Below are 14,966 nucleotides of genomic sequence, written 5' to 3'. Positions count from 1 at the left end.
CGAGCAGAGGACAGCCAAGCCACGCTGACGCCTACTGCCACCTGTTGCCGGAAGACGCCCGCACCGGCCACGTCGTCCCCGGCAGCCCCGCATCGCCGCTCAGGCCGAAGCTCTGAAGCGGCACCGCCGCGCCCTGGCTCCCTTCATCCCCGACGTCTGGCGCTAGCGGCCCGGGCGAACGGCCGACATCCTGGGCGCCGTGCCGAGGACAGCCATGCCGAGCGAGATCACCCTCTTCGAGGCCCGGCGGGTCATCACGATGAACCCGTCGCGGCCGGACGCGACGCATATCGCCGTGCAAGACGGGCGCGTGCTGATGGTCGGGACGCAGGCCGAGTTCGACGGGCTCGACGCGGTTCCGGACCGCCGCTTCGCCGACAAGGTCATCCTCCCCGGCTTCGTCGAGGGGCACGCCCACGTGATGGAGGGCACCCTCTGGCGCCAGACCTATGTCGGCGCCGGCGACCGCCGCAGCCCGGACGGGCGCCGCGTGCCGGGCCTGCACGACATCGGCTCCGTCGTGGACCGGCTCTCGGAGGCGGACCGGTCCATCGCCGATCCGGACCAGCTGCTCTACGGCTGGGGCTTCGATCCGCTGCATCTCGGCGGCGCGCGCCTGACCCGGCACGACCTCGACCGGGTCTCGACCACCCGGCCGGTGATGGTCCACCACGCCAGCCTGCACATCACCAACGTCAACAGCCTGCTCCTGGAGATGGCGGGCTTCGATGAAACCACCGCCATCGACGGCGTGCCGAAGCTGCCGGACGGCACCCCGTCCGGCGAACTGCAGGGGATCGCCGCCCGGCTGCGCCTGTTCCGGGGGCTCGGCTACAACCCGATGAGCGGGACCCTCGACGCCGCCGACGTGGCCCGGTTCGGTGCGGCCGCGCAGCTGCAGGGCATCACCACCATCGCCGACCTGCACAACGACCTCACCGACGCGACCGTGGCGGTCTACGGCGCCGCCTGCGTCGAGGGCCTGCCGGTGCGGATCGTGCCGGCTCTGGCCTCGGTCTCGTGTCCCCCGGAAGACGGCGTCGCGAGGATCGGCCGCCTCGTCGCCGCCAACACCGATCGCCTCCGCTTCGGCATCGTCAAGATCGTCGTCGACGGGTCGATCCAGGGCTTCACCGCCCGGCTCCTGCCGCCGGGCTATCACAACGGCGCTCCGAACGGCCTCTGGTACGTCGCCCCCGAGGATCTCGACCGGATCGTCGGCGTCTACCACGCCGCCGGCATCCAGCTTCACATCCACACCAACGGCAACGAGGCCACCGAGGCGGCCCTCGACGCGGTCGAGAAGGCGCAGATCGCCCATCCCCGTCCCGACCATCGGCACACCCTTCAGCACTGCCAGATGGCGACCGAGGCGCAGCTGCGGCGGGTCAAGGCCCTGGGCCTGTGCCTCAACCTGTTCTCGAACCACCTCTATTACTGGGGCGACGCCCATCACGACCTGACGATGGGACCGGAACGGGCGGCCCGGATCGACGCCGCCGGGAGCGCGGCGCGGCTCGGCATCCCGCTGGCGATCCATTCGGACGCCCCGGTGACGCCGCTCGGGCCGCTGTTCACCGCCTGGTGCGCCGTCAACCGGACCACGTCGTCGGGGCGCCTGCTCGGCCCCGAGGAGCGGCTGAGCGTCGCCGAGGCCCTGCACGCCGTGACGCTGGGGGCCGCCTACACCCTGCGGATGGACCATTGCGTCGGCTCCATCGAGGCCGGGAAGTTCGCCGACTTCGCCGTGCTCGACGCGGACCCGTACGAGGTGCCCCCGGAGGCGCTCAAGGACGTCCCGGTCCACGCCACGGTGCTCGGCGGCCGCGTCTTCGCGGTGCCGCCGGCATGAGGCGCGGGCTTCCCGCGCCCGCGACGCGCTGCCCGCTCACGGTCGTCGGCGGCTTCCTCGGAGCCGGCAAGACGACGCTGCTGAACCGGCTGCTCGCCGGCTCGCAGGGCCGCTACGCGGTGCTGGTCAACGATTTCGGGGCGATCAACGTCGATGCCGGCCTGATCCGGGACCATGACGGCCAGACCCTGCGGCTGACCAATGGCTGCGTCTGCTGCAGCCTCGCCGACGGCTTCCTCGACACGCTGATGCGCGTCCTCGCGGAGCCCGAGCCCTTCGACCACATCGTCATCGAGGCGAGCGGCGTCGGCGATCCGGGCGCCATCGCGGAGATCGCCCTGGTGGAGCCCGGCCTCGTCCTGCGCGGCGTCGTCGTGCTGGCGGATGCCGAGCGCCTGCCCGGCCTCGCCGCCGACCCGCGCCTGGGCGACACGCTCGCCCGCCAGATCCGCGCCGCCGACCTCCTCGTGCTCAACAAGCGCGACCTCGTGGACGCGTCCGGCCGCGCGGCCGCCCGGGACACGCTCACCGCCCTCGCGCCGGGCGTCCCGGTGGTCGAGACCGTGGCGGCCGCGCTGCCCGCGGCGGTCTTCGATCTCAGCGGCGCGGGTCCGGAGCGGGTCCGGCCGGGATCGAGCGGGCTGCGGGCCGAGGCGGTCCCGCACGAGGAGATCTTCCAGCGCCTGCTCTACCGGCGCGCGGGCGCGTTCGACCGCGTCGGGCTCGAGCGCGCGCTCGCCGGTATGCCGGCCTCGCTCCTGCGGCTGAAGGGGCGCCTCGGTCTGGCCGGCCGATCCGAGACGCATCTGCTTCAGATGGTCGGGCGCCGCTGGAGCCTGTCGCCGCTGCCGGAGCCCGCGCCGGACGGGGCCGAGCTCGTCGGCATCGCGGCGACCGATCCCGAAGCCGGCCCGGCGCTGGCCGGCCTCCTCGACGCCGCGCTGCGACCCCCGCAAACCCCACACGGAGACCGAACCCGATGCGCCTGACCAAACGCACGCTCCTCGGCGCCGGCCTCTCGGTCCTCGCCGCGCCCCTGACGGCCCCGATCCTCGACCTGCCGAAGGCGCTGGCCGACGACGCGATCGCGCCGCTGGTGATCGGCACCAACCAAGTGCCGCGCCACTTCAACGGCGCCGTGCAGTCCGGCATCGCCACCGGGATGGTCTCGACGCAGATCTTCGCGAGCCCGCTGCGCTACGACGATCAGTGGAACCCGCAACCCTATCTGGCGAAATCCTGGACTATCGCCCCCGACAACTTGAGCGTGACGCTCCACCTCGTAGAGGACGCCGTCTTCCACGACGGGCACCCGCTCACCGCGGAGGATGTCGCCTTCTCGATCGGGGTGATCAAGGCCAACCATCCGTTCCAGACCATGCTGGAGCCGGTCTCGACGGTCGAGACCCCCGACGCCCACACGGTCATCATCCGGCTCGCGCGCCCGCACCCGGCGCTGCTGCTGGCCATGTCGCCCGGCCTGATGCCGATCCTGCCCAAGCACGTCTACGGCGACGGCCAGGACATCAAGACCCATCCGGCCAACCTGAAGCCCGTCGGATCGGGCCCGTTCAAGTTCGTCGAGTACAAGCAGGGCGAGTCGATCCAGCTCGAGCGGTTCGACCGGTTCTTCATCCCCGGGCGGCCCAAGCTGGCGCGGCTCGTCTACCGGATCCTGCCGGACCAGAACAGCCTCGTCATCGCCACCGAGCGGCGCGAGATCGGCATGCTGCCGTTCCTCTCCTCGGTGCGGGACATCGAGCGCCTCGCCAAGGCGCCGACCCTGACGGTGACGGATCGCGGCTTCGAGGGGATCGGCCCGATCAACTGGCTGGCCTTCAACTGCGGGAAGAAGCCCCTCGACGACGTGCGCGTCCGTCGGGCCATCGCCCTGGCGGCCAACCGCGCTTTCATCACCGGCAAGCTGCTCGGCGGCACGGCGAAACCCGCCACTGGCCCGATCGTGCCGGGCTCGCCGTTCTACGAGCCGGCCGTCGACCTCTACACGCTCGACATCGCCAAGGCGGACGCCCTGCTCGACGAGGCCGGGCTGAAGAAGGGGCCGGACGGCACGCGGTTCCCGCTCACCATCGACTACATCCCCAACGACAACGACCAGCAGCGCAACGTCGCCGAGTACCTGCGGGCCGGCCTCAAGCGGATCGGCATCGCCCTCCAGGTCCGGGCCGCGCCGGACTTCCCGACCTGGGCGCAGCGCGTCTCCAACTCCGACTTCGACCTGACCATGGACAACGTCTTCAACTGGGGCGACCCCGTGATCGGCGTGGCGCGGACCTACCTGTCGACCAACATCCGCAAGGGCGTCATCTGGTCGAACACGCAGCAGTACAAGAATCCGAAGGTCGACGAGCTGCTGAACGCCGCCGCGGTCGAGACCGACCTGGCGAAGCGCAAGGCGCTCTACAGCGAATTCCAGAAGATCGTCGTGTCCGAGGCGCCGATCGCCTATATCAACCTCACCCCCTACAAGGCGGTCTACGACAAGCGCCTGACGAACCTGCCCCTGTCGATCTGGGGGCCGCTCTCGCCCCTCGACGAGGTCGCCTGGGCGCAGGGCGCCGCCGGAGCCGAGCGATGACGGGCCTGCGCAGGCTCGGCGCGACGGCGGCGAACGCCGCCGGCCTGCTGCTCGCCGTGGTGGTGCTGAACTTCCTGCTGATCCAGGCGGCGCCGGGCGATCCGGCGCAGGTCATCGCCGGGGAGATGGGCGGCGCCTCGCCGGAGATCATGGCCGAGATCCGCACCCGCTACGGCCTCGACCGCGGCCTCCCCGAGCAGCTCGCGACCTATGTCGGCAAGGTGGTGCGGGGGGATCTCGGCTACTCGTTCTACTTCAACGAGCCGGTCTCGCGCCTGATCCTGGGTCGTCTGCCGGCCACCGCGCTGCTGGTTCTGAGTTCCCTCGCCCTCGCGGTGCTGGCCGGGGCCGGCCTCGGGATCCTGGGCGCCCGCAGGCCGAACGGCCTCGTCAGTCACGCCGTCTCCCTGGTGGCGATCGCCGGCAACGCCGCTCCGGTGTTCTGGACCGGCCTGATGCTGCTGGTCGTGTTCGCCTCCCTGTGGCCGGTGCTCCCGGTCGCCGGGATGGAGGACGTGGCCACCCCACGCCACGGCCTCGCCTACGCCCTGGACGTCGCCCGCCACCTGGTCCTGCCGGCGCTGACCCTCGGCATCGTCTACGTCGCGCAGTACAGCCGCCTGATGCGCGCCAGCATGATCGACGCGCTCAACGCCGACTACGTCCGCACCGCCCGGGCCAAGGGCCTGCCGGAGCGGACCGTGATCGGCAAGCACGCGCTGCGCAACGCGCTGATCCCCCTCGTCACCATGGTCGGGCTCCAGTTCGGGCAGCTCTTCGCGGGGGCGATCCTGGTCGAGACCGTGTTCGCGTGGCCGGGGCTCGGCCGGCTGACTTTCGACTCGATCCTGCGGCGCGACTACCCGACGCTGCTCGGCATCCTGTTCTGCTCGGCGCTGCTGGTCATCGCCGCGAACCTCGTCACCGACCTCCTCTACCGCCTGATCGACCCGCGGATCCGCGCCGGGAGGCCGGCATGAGCGCCCTCGCCGCGGCCGAACCGGCGGTGCGGCCCCAGCCGGTGCGATCCGAGGCGCCGCCGATGCCGCGCCCGGCGGCGGATCCCGGCCTCGCCGCCTTGCGCCTGTTCCTGCGCAACCCGAGCGGGCTCCTGGGCCTGGCCATCCTGATCGGCCTGCTGTTCGCCGCGCTGGCGGGCCCGCACCTCTACGGGGTCGACCCGTTCGAGATCGTCGGCGCCCCGTTCCAGCCACCCGGCGGCGACCCGGTGCTGGGCACCGATTACCTGGGTCAGGATATCCTGGCGGCCCTGCTCCAGGGCGGCCGCGCGACCCTGCTGGTCGGGTTCTCGGCGGCGCTCATCACCGTGGTGATCGGCGTGACCTTCGGGGCGCTCGCGGGCTTCTTCGGCGGCCGGGTCGACGCGGCGCTGATGAAGGTCACCGAGTTCTTCCAGGTGCTGCCGACCCTGCTGTTCGCGATGGTTCTGGTCACCCTGTTCGGCCAGAAGATCGCCATCACCACGATCGCGATCGGCATCGTGTCGTGGCCGCCCACCGCCCGGTTGACCCGGGCCGAGTTCCTGCGCCTGCGCGGCCTCGACTTCGTCAAGGCGGCCCGGGCGGCCGGTGCCGGACCGCTCTACCTGATCGGACGGGTGATCCTGCCGAACGCCGCGCCGCCGATCGTGGTCTCCGCGACGCTGGCGATCGGCACCGCCGTGCTGTTCGAGGGGGCCTTGAGTTTCCTCGGCCTGGGCGACCCCAACGTGATGAGCTGGGGGCTGATGATCGGGCAGAACCGCGCCTACGCCCTGGAGGCGTGGTGGACCGTGCTGCTGCCCGGCGCGGCGATCTTCCTCGCGGTCCTCGGGGTCAGCCTCGTGGGCGACGCGGTCAACGACGCGGTCAATCCGCGTCTGCGCAAGCGGAGCTGAGCGATGGCCCCCGTACTCGCCGTCGAGGACCTGACTGTGACCCTGACGCGGCCGGACGGCCGCGTGCCGGTCCTGGAGCGGCTCAGCTTCTCCGTCGAGGCCGGCCGCACCGTCGCGCTGGTCGGCGAATCCGGCTGCGGCAAGAGCATGACCGCGCTGGCGATCATGGGCCTGCTGCCGGAGGGCTTCGCCCGCGCCGGCGGCCGGATCCTGCTGGCCGGGGAGGACATCGCGGCCGCCAAGCCGGCCCGGCTGCGGGCCCTGCGCGGCAGCGCCCTGTCGATGATCTTCCAGGAGCCGATGACGGCCCTGAACCCGGTCTACACGGTCGGCGACCAGATCGCCGAGGCGCTGCGGCTGCACCAGCGGCTCGGGCACCGCGCCGCCCTGGAGCGGGCGCTGGCGATGCTCAGGGCCGTGCAGATCCCGGCGGCCGAGCGGCGCCTGCACGCCTACCCGCACGAACTCTCCGGCGGCATGCGCCAGCGGGTGATGATCGCCATGGCGCTGGCCTGCCGGCCCAAGCTCCTGATCGCCGACGAGCCGACCACGGCCCTCGACGTGACCGTCCAGGCGCAGGTCTTCGACCTGCTGAAGGCCCTGCAGGACGAGATGGGCACCGCCATCGTGCTGATCACCCACGACCTCGGGGCGGTGGCCGACATCGCCGACACCGTGGCGGTGCTCTACGCCGGGCGCTGCATCGAGCAGGGCGACACCCGGTCGGTCATGCGCGCGCCGCAGCATCCCTACACGCGGGGGCTGATGGGCTGCACGCCGCACCTGCGCCTCGGCGCGGCGGCCGATGCGGGTGCGGGGATGCTGCGGGAGATCCCGGGTCTCGTCCCGCCGCTCGGCCGGCGGCCGGCGATCTGCGCCTTCGCGGACCGGTGCGGCCGGGCCGACGCCACCTGCCTGGACAATCCCCAGCCGCCCCTGGCCGAGGCCGGCCCGGCCCGGGCGGTGGCCTGCTGGCACCCGGAGGCCCGCGCAGCATGACGACGGACGCCGCATCGACCCCGATCGGGGCCGACCTCCTGCAGGTCAACGACCTGAAGGTCCATTTCCCGGTCCCGGGCGGAGGGCGGGTCCACGCCGTCGACGGCGTGAGCTTCGTCGTGCGGCGGGGCGCGAGCTTCGGCATCGTCGGCGAATCCGGCTCGGGCAAGTCCACCACGGCGCAGGGGATCATGCGCCTCGTCCCGGCGGCCGCGGGTCAGGTGGTCCTGCGCGGCGAGGACATAATCGGCCTCCGGGGCGCCCGGCTCCGGCAGGCGCGGCGCCACATCCAGATGGTCTTCCAGGACCCGTTCGCGTCGCTCGATCCCCGCCGCTGCGCCGGCGACCTCGTGGCCGAGCCGCTGCGGCTGCTGGAGGGCCTATCGCGCAGGCAGGCGGCGGCGCGGCTCGACGCGCTGTTCGCCGCGGTGGGCCTGCCGGCCGAGGCCCGGAGCCTGTTCCCGCACCAGTTCTCGGGCGGGCAGCGCCAGCGCCTGTGCATCGCCCGGGCGCTGGCGACCGAGCCCGACATCATCGTCTGCGACGAGGCGGTCTCGGCCCTCGACGTCGCGATCCAGGCGCAGATCCTCAACCTCCTGGCCAAGCTCCAGGCGGAGCGCGGCCTCGCCTACATCTTCATCTCGCACGACCTCGGCGTCGTGCAGCATCTCTGCGACGAGGTCGCGGTGATGTATCTCGGCCGCATCGTCGAGCAGGCGCCGACCCGGACGTTCTTCTCCGCCCCGCGCCATCCCTACAGCTGGTCGCTGATCTCGGCGGCGGTACCGGCCGGTCCGGCGCGGGATGCCCTGAAGGCGCGCTACCTCGTGCGCGGCGAGCCGCCGAGCCCGATCGATCCGCCCGCCGGCTGCCGGTTCGCTGCGCGCTGCCCGTTCGCGGTCGAGCGCTGCCGCGCCGAGGATCCCGCCCTGCTGGCGACCGGCCCGGGCCACTACGTCGCCTGTCACCGGGTCGGCGAGATCGAGGCGCCGGACTTCGACCGGGCCCAGGCAGCCTGATCCCACCGGGTTCCCCCGTGCGAGAAAGGCCGCCCCGAATGCGCGGGGCGGCCCGTTCAATCCGTTCTGTAGCCGGCTCAGGCCGCCTCGTCGCGGTGGTGGTACCAGCGATACAGCATCCGCTGCCCGATCCGCCGGAACGGGGCGAACGGGTGGCCCGGCAGCGCGCCCTCGAAGATCGGCAGGCCCGCGGGCCTGCGCCCGGCCACCAGCCCGGCGAGCCGGCGGCCGGCCTGGGCCGAGAACGAGACGCCGTTGCCGCCGTAGCCCAGGGCGTAGAACAGGGGCTCGCCCGGTTCGGGCTGGACGATGCGGGGCATCATGTCGTGGCTGACATCGACCCAGCCCCACCACGAATAGTCGATCTCGATCCCCGCGAGGGCCGGGAACTTCTGGTGCAGGCCATCGACCAGCAGGCGCAGATGGCGCGGATGGGTCGCGTCCGCCCCCGTGATCGCGCTGCGGCTGCCGATCTGCACCCGGCCGTCGGGGAGCCGGCGATAGTAGAACCGCAGGGTGCGCGTGTCGGTGACGAAGGTGGTGGTGCGCAGCGTCGCCGCGATCTCGTCGGCGGTCAGGGGCCGCGTGACCAGGGAATTCGACAGGATCGGCATGATCCGGCTGCGCAGGCGCGGGTGCAGCCCCTGGCTGGTATAGCCGCCGGTGGCGATCGCCACCGCGCGGGCCCGCACGGTCCCGTGGGGCGTCCGCACCCGGAAACCGCCGCCGTCGCGGTCGATCCCGAGCACCGGACTGGCCGGATGGACCTTGGCCCCGGCCGCCCGCGCGGCCCGGAGGTAACCGAAGGCGAACTTGGCCGGATGGATGCCGATCCCCAGCGGCTCGTGGAGCGCGCCGACGGCCCCGGCCTCGTCCATCCAGTCGCGGCGCAGCTCGTCCGCGCCGAGCATCCGGGTGCGGTAGCCGAAGACCGTGTTGGCCACCTCGGACTCGGCCGAGAGCTTGGCGAAGGTGCGGGGCCGATGGGCGACGTAGATGTGGCCGCCGGGCTGGGGATCGGGGTCGAATTCGCGCACGAGGCCGGTGAAATACGCGAAGCCCTCCAGGATCTCGGCGTGGAGCCGGAGCGCGGTCTCGCGGCCGTAGCGGGCGATCCACTGCGAGCGGCTGAGCCGGCCCGAGGCGTTCTGGCCCTGGCCGCCATTGCGGGTGCTGCAGCCCCAGGCGACCCGGTTGGCCTCCAGCACGGTGGCCTTGATGCCGTGGTCCCGGGCGAGGCTGAGGGCGCAGGACAGGCCGGTGAAGCCCGAGCCGACGATCACCACGTCCGCGTCGACGTCCCCCGTGATCGGGCCGTCATCCGCCGGCGGCGGGCCGGCGGTGGCCACCCAGTAGGTCGGCGCGTAGGCGCGGTCCGTCCCCGGGGTGACGCTGGTCAGCGGGTCGTAGGTCGGATCGTAGGGCGCGCCGGTCGGGCTCGGAACGGGATCGGGGGTCAGGCTCACGATCCGCCTCCCTCAGGCCGCCTGGACCGGGCGGTCCTTGCGGAAGGCGCTCTTGCGGGCGATCAGCCGGCCCTCGAACACGAACAGGTCGACGCCCTCCACGGCCACCCGGCCACCGTCGGCCCGGGTGCCGGTGAACAGCCATTCCGACGTGGCCCGCTCCCCGGCCAGCGTGTGGCGCGACACCGTCCAGGCCACGTCCGGCATGTCGGTCCACACCGCCACGAAGGCCGCCCGAACCGCGTCCTGGCCGGTCAGCCGGCGGCCGTGCGCCTCCGGTCCGGCTGCCGTGTCGAACACGACCCCCGGCGTGAAGCAGGCCATGACGCCGTCGGCGTCGTGGCGGTTGAAGGCCGCGAACAGGCGCTCCAGGAGGGCGTGGCGCTCCGCCTCGGTCGTCGCTTCAGTCATCGCACTGCGCTCCCCTTGCGCGCCCGCAGGCGGCCATCGTCCGCCACGACCTAGCGCCGCCGCCGTCCGCCCGACGAGGTCCAGACGGATGCCAACGACGCATCCAGTTGGCGGGTCAGCCGAGGCGCCCGACAGGAGCGGCGGAGCGGGTCCGGTCGGCCGGAGCCCGAGGACACCGGGCTGCGCCTGGCCCGCTCACTCGCCACCGCCTGGACCTGTCGCGACGCCCGGGGCGCTCGTATCGACGCCCGGACGCCCCAGTCCGACCGCGAGCGAGCCGCCCATGTCGAATGAATCCGAGAGCCTGGCGGGTGGCCGCGCGCGCCTCCCCCAGGGCGTGCGTGACCTCCTGGCCGCCCTCGCCGGGCGCCACCTCGTCGGGAACGCGCTGGTCGGCCCGGTGGACGGAGCCTGCCTCACCGTCCTCGATCCGGCCACCGGGCGCGCCCTGGCCCAGGCGCCCGCGGCCGGCCCGGCGGACGTCCAGGCGGCGGTCGCGGCCGCCCGAGCTGCCGGACAGGCCTGGGCGCGGGTTCCGGCCCGCGAGCGCGGGCGGTTGGTGGCCGAGGGCGGGCGCCGGATCGCGGCGGCGTCCCCGGATCTCGCCCCCCTGCTCGCCGCCGAGACCGGCAAGGCGATCCGCACCGAGTGTCGCCCCGAGATCGCCACCGCGGCCGATATCCTCGCGATGTTCGGCGGTCTCGCCACGGAGCTGAAGGGCGAGACGCTGCCCTTCAGCCCTGACATGCTCGCGCTGACCACGCGCGAGCCCCTCGGCGTGGTGGCGGCGATCCTGCCTTGGAACGTGCCCCTCGTGCTGATGGCGCTCAAGATCGGTCCGGCCCTGGTCGCCGGGAATACCGTGGTGGTGAAGGCCTCCGAGGAGGCTCCCTTCGCGACGATCGAGGCGGCGCGCCTCCTGGCCGATCTCCTGCCGCCCGGAGTCCTCAACGTGATCTGCGGCACCGGTCCCGCCTGCGGGGCGCCGCTGGTCCGGCACCCCGACGTCGCCAAGGTCACCTTCACGGGCTCGCAGGCGGTGGGCGAGGCGATCTACCGCGAGGCCGCCGACAAGCTGATCCCGGTGAGCCTGGAGCTCGGCGGCAAGAGCCCGATGCTGGTCTTCGCGGACGCGGACCTCGACCGGGCCGTCGCGGGCGCGGTCGCCGGGATGCGCTTCACCCGACAGGGCCAGAGCTGCACCGCCTCGAGCCGGATCTACGTCGACGCTGAGCTGCACGACCGGTTCGTCGAGCGGCTGGCCGCCGCCGTCTCGAATCTCCGGATGGGCGATCCCCTGGAGGAGGCTACCGACATCGGCACCGTGATCAACGCCCGGCAGCGCGCCAAGATCATGGACTACATCGCCCGGGGCGAGGCGACGCCGGGCGCGCGGGCCGTGCGCTGCGGGCACCTGCCGGCCGCGCCGGATCTCGCCGCGGGCCTGTTCGTCGAGCCGGTCCTGTTCACCGGTCTGACCGAGGACAGCCCGCTCATGCGCGACGAGATCTTCGGACCGGTCGCCTGCATCGTCCCGTTCTCCGACGAGGACGACGTCCTGGAGGCCGCGAATGCGGGGGAATTCGGCCTCGCCGCGACGGTGTGGACCCGGGACCTGCGCCGGGCGCTGCGGGTGTCGCACGCGCTGGATGCCGGCTATGTGCAAGTCAACCAGAACCTGACGATCCAGCCGAACCTCAGCTACGGCGGATTCAAGAAGTCTGGCCTCGGCAAGGAGGCCTCCCTGGAGTCGATGCTGGAGCACTTCACCCGCAAGAAGACCATCGTGGTCGACATGCGCTAGGGCGGTGGCGCCCGCTCTACCGATGGCTGAACCGGCAACCCTGATCGCGATCGCCGCCGCAATCTTCGCCGCGGCGCTCATCCGCGGCTTCACGGGCTTCGGGTTCGCCCTGGCTGCCGTGCCGCTGCTCGGCTTCACGCTGCCGCCGAGCCAGTGCGTCCCGCTCGCCGTCGCCCTCCAGTTCTGCGCGAGCCTGTCCGACCTGCCGCGGGCGCGCCGAACCTGCCATTGGCCGTCGCTCGGCTGGCTCGTCGCCGGCACGGTGGTCGGATCGCCGCTCGGCGTCGCCGCGCTGGCTGCGGCGAGCCCGGACGTCGCCCGGCTCGGCATCGCGCTGGTCTGCGGCTGCGGGACCGTCGCTCTCCTGCGCGGCTTTCGCTTCGCCGGGCTCCCGCGCGGCGGCGCGACCCTGGCGGTCGGGCTGGCCGCCGGCCTGTGCAACGGGCTCGCGGCGATGCCGGGTCCGCCCGTGGTCGCCTACTATCTCGCGACGCCGCTCTCGCCGCAGCAGGGGCGCGCCTCGCTGCTGGTATTCTTCCTGGCGACGTCGATCGCCAGCGCCGTCAGCCTCGCGACCGCCGGGCTCTTCGGGGCCTCCCTGGTGCTCCCGGTGATGGTCGGCATTCCGCTCATCGTCGCCGGCAGCCGGCTCGGCGAAGCGGTTCTCAGGCTCGGTGCCGGACGGGGTCATCGAGCCCTGTCGATCCTGCTGCTCTGCACCGTCGCCGTCACGAGCGCGGTGCAGGCGGTCTCAGACCTGCTCGGCCATCCCCTGTGACGCGGGGATTTCGGCCGGCGTGACCAGCTCCGCGAGGCGGGTGAGGCCCGCCTCGATCCGGTCGGTGCGGATCGAGGCGAAGCCCAGGCGGAAGCAGGCCCGGCCGGCCTCCGGATCGGCGTAGAAGATATCGCCCGGCTCGATCAGGACGCCGCGGGCGCGGGCGCGCACGCTGAGATCCCGGGCATCGAGGTCGGCAGGCCCCTCCACCCAGAAGCTCGTGGCCCCCGGGTCGCGCCGCCAGCGGAACGCGGGCAAGAGGCGGGGCAGCAGACCGGCGATCCGGACGGCGCGCTCCTCCAGCACGCCGGCGGTCCGGCGCAGATGCGTGCGGTAATGCCCGAGCGCCACGAACATCGCGGTGGCGCGCTGATTGTTCGACGGCGGGTGGCGCAGCATCAGCCGCCGCAGCACGCGCAGCTCCGCGATCACGGCCCGGGGCGCCACCACGTAGCCGACCCGCAGGCCCGGGGCGAGCACCTTCGAGAAGCTGCCGACATAGATCACGCGGCCGTCCGCATCGAGGCTCTTGAGGGACGGGATCTCGTCCGCCAGGGCGAGGTCGGCCTCGTAATCGTCCTCGACCAGGACGACGTCGTGGCGCCGCGCGGCCTCGAGGAGGGCACGGCGCCGCTCCAGCGGCATCACCGCGGTGGTCGGGCACTGATGCCCCACGGTGACGAACGCCACGTTCCGGCTGGCGAAGGCGGCATCGGGCACGACCCCGTGCCGGTCGATGGCGAGCGCCGCGAGGTCGTCGGTGGCGAGGGTCAGCATGTTGCGGGTATCGGGATAGCTCGGGTCCTCGACGCCCACCGGCGTGTCGCGGCCGACCAGCAGCTGGATCAGCAGCGAGAGCGCCTGCTGCGAGCCGATGGTGACCATCACCTCGTCGGCGCTCGCGAAGATGCCCCGCCGCGGCAGCACCTGCAGGCGAAGCTGCTCCACGAGATCGGCATCGTCCTCGTCGATCAGGTCGCCCGCCCAGGCGTTGATCTCGGACACCCCGGAGGCTGCCCGCACACTCTCGCGCCAGTCGTTGGCCGGGAACAGGGACGGATCGAACTGGCCGAACAGGAAGGGATAGGGATAGTCGAGCCAGTCCCGGGGCTTGGTGATCTGCCGCAGCTGCGCGGGCCGGACCGCGAAGCGCCGCGACCACGCGATCGTCCGTCCGTGGGACGGGCCGCGTGTTTCGGAGACGGTCAGATCCGGCGCCAGGAAGATCCCGCTGCGCTCGTGAGCGACCAGGAAACCCTCGTCGATGAGCTGCTGATACGCGTTCACCACTGTGTTGCGGGCGACACCGAGCAGGGACGCCAGCTGGCGCGTCGAAGGCAGCCGGGCCTCCGCGGTGAACAGCCCCCGTTCGATGGCCGTCACGATCGCCCGGCGGATCTGCAGGTGTAGCGCCAAGCCGCTCCGGTCAAGCTCGCCAAACAGCTGCGTCCAAGCGAGGGCATGATCTGTGATAGCCATGACATCCGGCTCCTGCTCGGGGACGGGTCACCCAAGGCAAGGATGGCGCCAGCGCTTCAGGATCGGCTCCTCTCCTCGCGGAGCCCTGTGTGGATGGCTCCCGCATCGCCGCTGGCGAACAGAGCTTCTGGCGCGTGGGTCGGGTGCAGTCCTGTGTCCGGCCTGTCCATGCAGTCGCTCGTGTTGACCGCTGGCCCTCACGGTCTTCGCGAGCTGGGCCCCGCTCTGCTTCGCGGGCTACGACGTCCGAGACCTTACGCGGGGTATCCCGGCTCCCGGTCTGACCGATGCGCCATCGACGCTCATCGTCCTCGCGACCGGGAAGAACCTCCTCGTCCTGCTGCCAGGCGGCCGCGGCCGCAGGTCCGCGGCAGGTGCCGCACGAGGCCGCGAACTGCCGACCGGAGCGGCAGCGCTCGGGCTCGCTCACCGAGGCGGCCAGCGCGGTCGCCGAGACGATGCCAGGCCAGCAACGCCGTCTCCAGTCGGGTGAGCTGCTGCGACGGTCCGCGAATTCGGCACGCGCCCGAGGGTGATCCCTCTAGGGACTGGTGTGGCGGAGAGGGGGGGATTCGAACCCCCGATGCCCTTGCAGGCATGCCGCATTTCGAGTGCGGTGCATTCAACCGCTCTGCCACCTCTCCGCAAGGTGCCTCGATGAG

12 protein-coding genes, 1 tRNA gene and 1 pseudogene are annotated in these 14,966 nt (G+C 72.5%); 9 read left to right on the top strand and 5 right to left on the bottom strand.

The genetic code is table 11. The features are described from left to right. Positions 1–214: 214 nt before the first annotated feature. Genes BKE41_RS24395 through BKE41_RS24365 form a run of 7 tightly spaced genes read left to right on the top strand, consistent with a single transcriptional unit; the run spans position 215 to position 8,366 of the window. Positions 215–1,852, top strand: coding sequence for an amidohydrolase (locus BKE41_RS24395; RefSeq protein ID WP_024828592.1), 1,638 nt, complete (start codon positions 215–217; stop codon positions 1,850–1,852). Next, complete coding sequence (locus BKE41_RS24390) at positions 1,849–2,841, top strand: GTP-binding protein (protein ID WP_053620601.1); 993 nt, start codon at positions 1,849–1,851, stop codon at positions 2,839–2,841. The genes BKE41_RS24395 and BKE41_RS24390 overlap by 4 nt, the downstream gene beginning before the upstream one ends. After that, positions 2,832–4,451: an ABC transporter substrate-binding protein gene (locus BKE41_RS24385; RefSeq protein WP_071000201.1), complete on the top strand. Its 1,620-nt coding sequence runs from the start codon at positions 2,832–2,834 to the stop codon at positions 4,449–4,451. The genes BKE41_RS24390 and BKE41_RS24385 overlap by 10 nt, the downstream gene beginning before the upstream one ends. Then, a complete protein-coding gene (locus BKE41_RS24380; RefSeq protein ID WP_012321675.1) occupies positions 4,448–5,431 on the top strand; it encodes an ABC transporter permease in 984 nt (327 codons plus the stop codon). Before BKE41_RS24385 ends, BKE41_RS24380 begins: the two co-directional genes overlap by 4 nt. Next, positions 5,428–6,348, top strand: a complete 921-nt coding sequence (locus tag BKE41_RS24375; protein ID WP_024828594.1) for an ABC transporter permease — start codon at positions 5,428–5,430, stop codon at positions 6,346–6,348. The genes BKE41_RS24380 and BKE41_RS24375 overlap by 4 nt, the downstream gene beginning before the upstream one ends. Positions 6,349–6,351: 3 nt before the next feature. Then, positions 6,352–7,347 carry an ABC transporter ATP-binding protein gene (locus tag BKE41_RS24370; protein ID WP_071000200.1) on the top strand — a complete coding sequence of 332 codons (996 nt, stop codon included), beginning with the start codon at positions 6,352–6,354 and terminating at the stop codon, positions 7,345–7,347. Continuing rightward, a complete protein-coding gene (locus BKE41_RS24365; RefSeq protein ID WP_071000199.1) occupies positions 7,344–8,366 on the top strand; it encodes an ABC transporter ATP-binding protein in 1,023 nt (340 codons plus the stop codon). The genes BKE41_RS24370 and BKE41_RS24365 overlap by 4 nt, the downstream gene beginning before the upstream one ends. Before the next feature lie 77 nt (positions 8,367–8,443). On the opposite strand, the gene BKE41_RS24360 is transcribed toward BKE41_RS24365, so the two are convergent. Continuing rightward, positions 8,444–9,826, bottom strand: a complete 1,383-nt coding sequence (locus tag BKE41_RS24360; RefSeq protein ID WP_041372817.1) for an FAD-binding oxidoreductase — start codon at positions 9,824–9,826, stop codon at positions 8,444–8,446. An 18-nt stretch (positions 9,827–9,844) separates the two neighbouring features. After that, positions 9,845–10,243, bottom strand: coding sequence for a nuclear transport factor 2 family protein (locus BKE41_RS24355; RefSeq protein WP_024828596.1), 399 nt, complete (start codon positions 10,241–10,243; stop codon positions 9,845–9,847). A gap of 283 nt (positions 10,244–10,526) precedes the next feature. Here BKE41_RS24355 and BKE41_RS24350 point away from each other — a divergent pair, with 283 nt between their 5' ends. After that, positions 10,527–12,047 carry an aldehyde dehydrogenase family protein gene (locus BKE41_RS24350; RefSeq protein ID WP_053620595.1) on the top strand — a complete coding sequence of 507 codons (1,521 nt, stop codon included), beginning with the start codon at positions 10,527–10,529 and terminating at the stop codon, positions 12,045–12,047. A gap of 22 nt (positions 12,048–12,069) precedes the next feature. Next, on the top strand, positions 12,070–12,825 hold the full coding sequence (locus BKE41_RS24345; RefSeq protein ID WP_012321668.1) for a sulfite exporter TauE/SafE family protein: 756 nt from the start codon (positions 12,070–12,072) through the stop codon (positions 12,823–12,825). Here BKE41_RS24345 and BKE41_RS24340 read toward each other — a convergent pair. The 3 genes and pseudogenes from BKE41_RS24340 to BKE41_RS24335 form a co-directional block, all read right to left on the bottom strand. After that, the gene (locus tag BKE41_RS24340) at positions 12,799–14,304 is read right to left on the bottom strand and encodes a PLP-dependent aminotransferase family protein (protein WP_071000198.1); all 1,506 of its coding nucleotides are present in this window, start codon (positions 14,302–14,304) and stop codon (positions 12,799–12,801) included. The two genes, BKE41_RS24345 and BKE41_RS24340, sit on opposite strands and share 27 nt — an antisense overlap. Positions 14,305–14,680: 376 nt before the next feature. Next, a pseudogene (locus BKE41_RS30905) lies at positions 14,681–14,801 on the bottom strand (IS110 family transposase); the annotation flags it as partial. 57 nt (positions 14,802–14,858) lie between these two features. Next, a tRNA-Ser gene (locus tag BKE41_RS24335) sits at positions 14,859–14,948 on the bottom strand. Positions 14,949–14,966 lie beyond the last annotated feature (18 nt).

It is taken from the genome of Methylobacterium sp. C1 (genome assembly GCF_001854385.1).
Classification (GTDB): Bacteria; Pseudomonadota; Alphaproteobacteria; order Rhizobiales; family Beijerinckiaceae; genus Methylobacterium; species Methylobacterium radiotolerans.
Note: the sequence above shows the minus strand (reverse complement) of the source record. Positions and strands in the feature narration are given on the sequence as shown.

What these genes read in the sequence shown, in the direction of transcription:
- BKE41_RS24395 (WP_024828592.1), top strand. Translation starts at nt 215, where the DNA reads ATGCCGAGCGAGATCACCCTCTTCGAGGCCCGGCGGGTCATCACGATG.
- BKE41_RS24390 (WP_053620601.1), top strand. Translation starts at nt 1,849, where the DNA reads ATGAGGCGCGGGCTTCCCGCGCCCGCGACGCGCTGCCCGCTCACGGTC.
- BKE41_RS24385 (WP_071000201.1), top strand. Translation starts at nt 2,832, where the DNA reads ATGCGCCTGACCAAACGCACGCTCCTCGGCGCCGGCCTCTCGGTCCTC.
- BKE41_RS24380 (WP_012321675.1), top strand. Translation starts at nt 4,448, where the DNA reads ATGACGGGCCTGCGCAGGCTCGGCGCGACGGCGGCGAACGCCGCCGGC.
- BKE41_RS24375 (WP_024828594.1), top strand. Translation starts at nt 5,428, where the DNA reads ATGAGCGCCCTCGCCGCGGCCGAACCGGCGGTGCGGCCCCAGCCGGTG.
- BKE41_RS24370 (WP_071000200.1), top strand. Translation starts at nt 6,352, where the DNA reads ATGGCCCCCGTACTCGCCGTCGAGGACCTGACTGTGACCCTGACGCGG.
- BKE41_RS24365 (WP_071000199.1), top strand. Translation starts at nt 7,344, where the DNA reads ATGACGACGGACGCCGCATCGACCCCGATCGGGGCCGACCTCCTGCAG.
- BKE41_RS24355 (WP_024828596.1), bottom strand. Translation starts at nt 10,243, where the DNA reads ATGACTGAAGCGACGACCGAGGCGGAGCGCCACGCCCTCCTGGAGCGC.
- BKE41_RS24350 (WP_053620595.1), top strand. Translation starts at nt 10,527, where the DNA reads ATGTCGAATGAATCCGAGAGCCTGGCGGGTGGCCGCGCGCGCCTCCCC.
- BKE41_RS24345 (WP_012321668.1), top strand. Translation starts at nt 12,070, where the DNA reads ATGGCTGAACCGGCAACCCTGATCGCGATCGCCGCCGCAATCTTCGCC.
- BKE41_RS24340 (WP_071000198.1), bottom strand. Translation starts at nt 14,304, where the DNA reads ATGGCTATCACAGATCATGCCCTCGCTTGGACGCAGCTGTTTGGCGAG.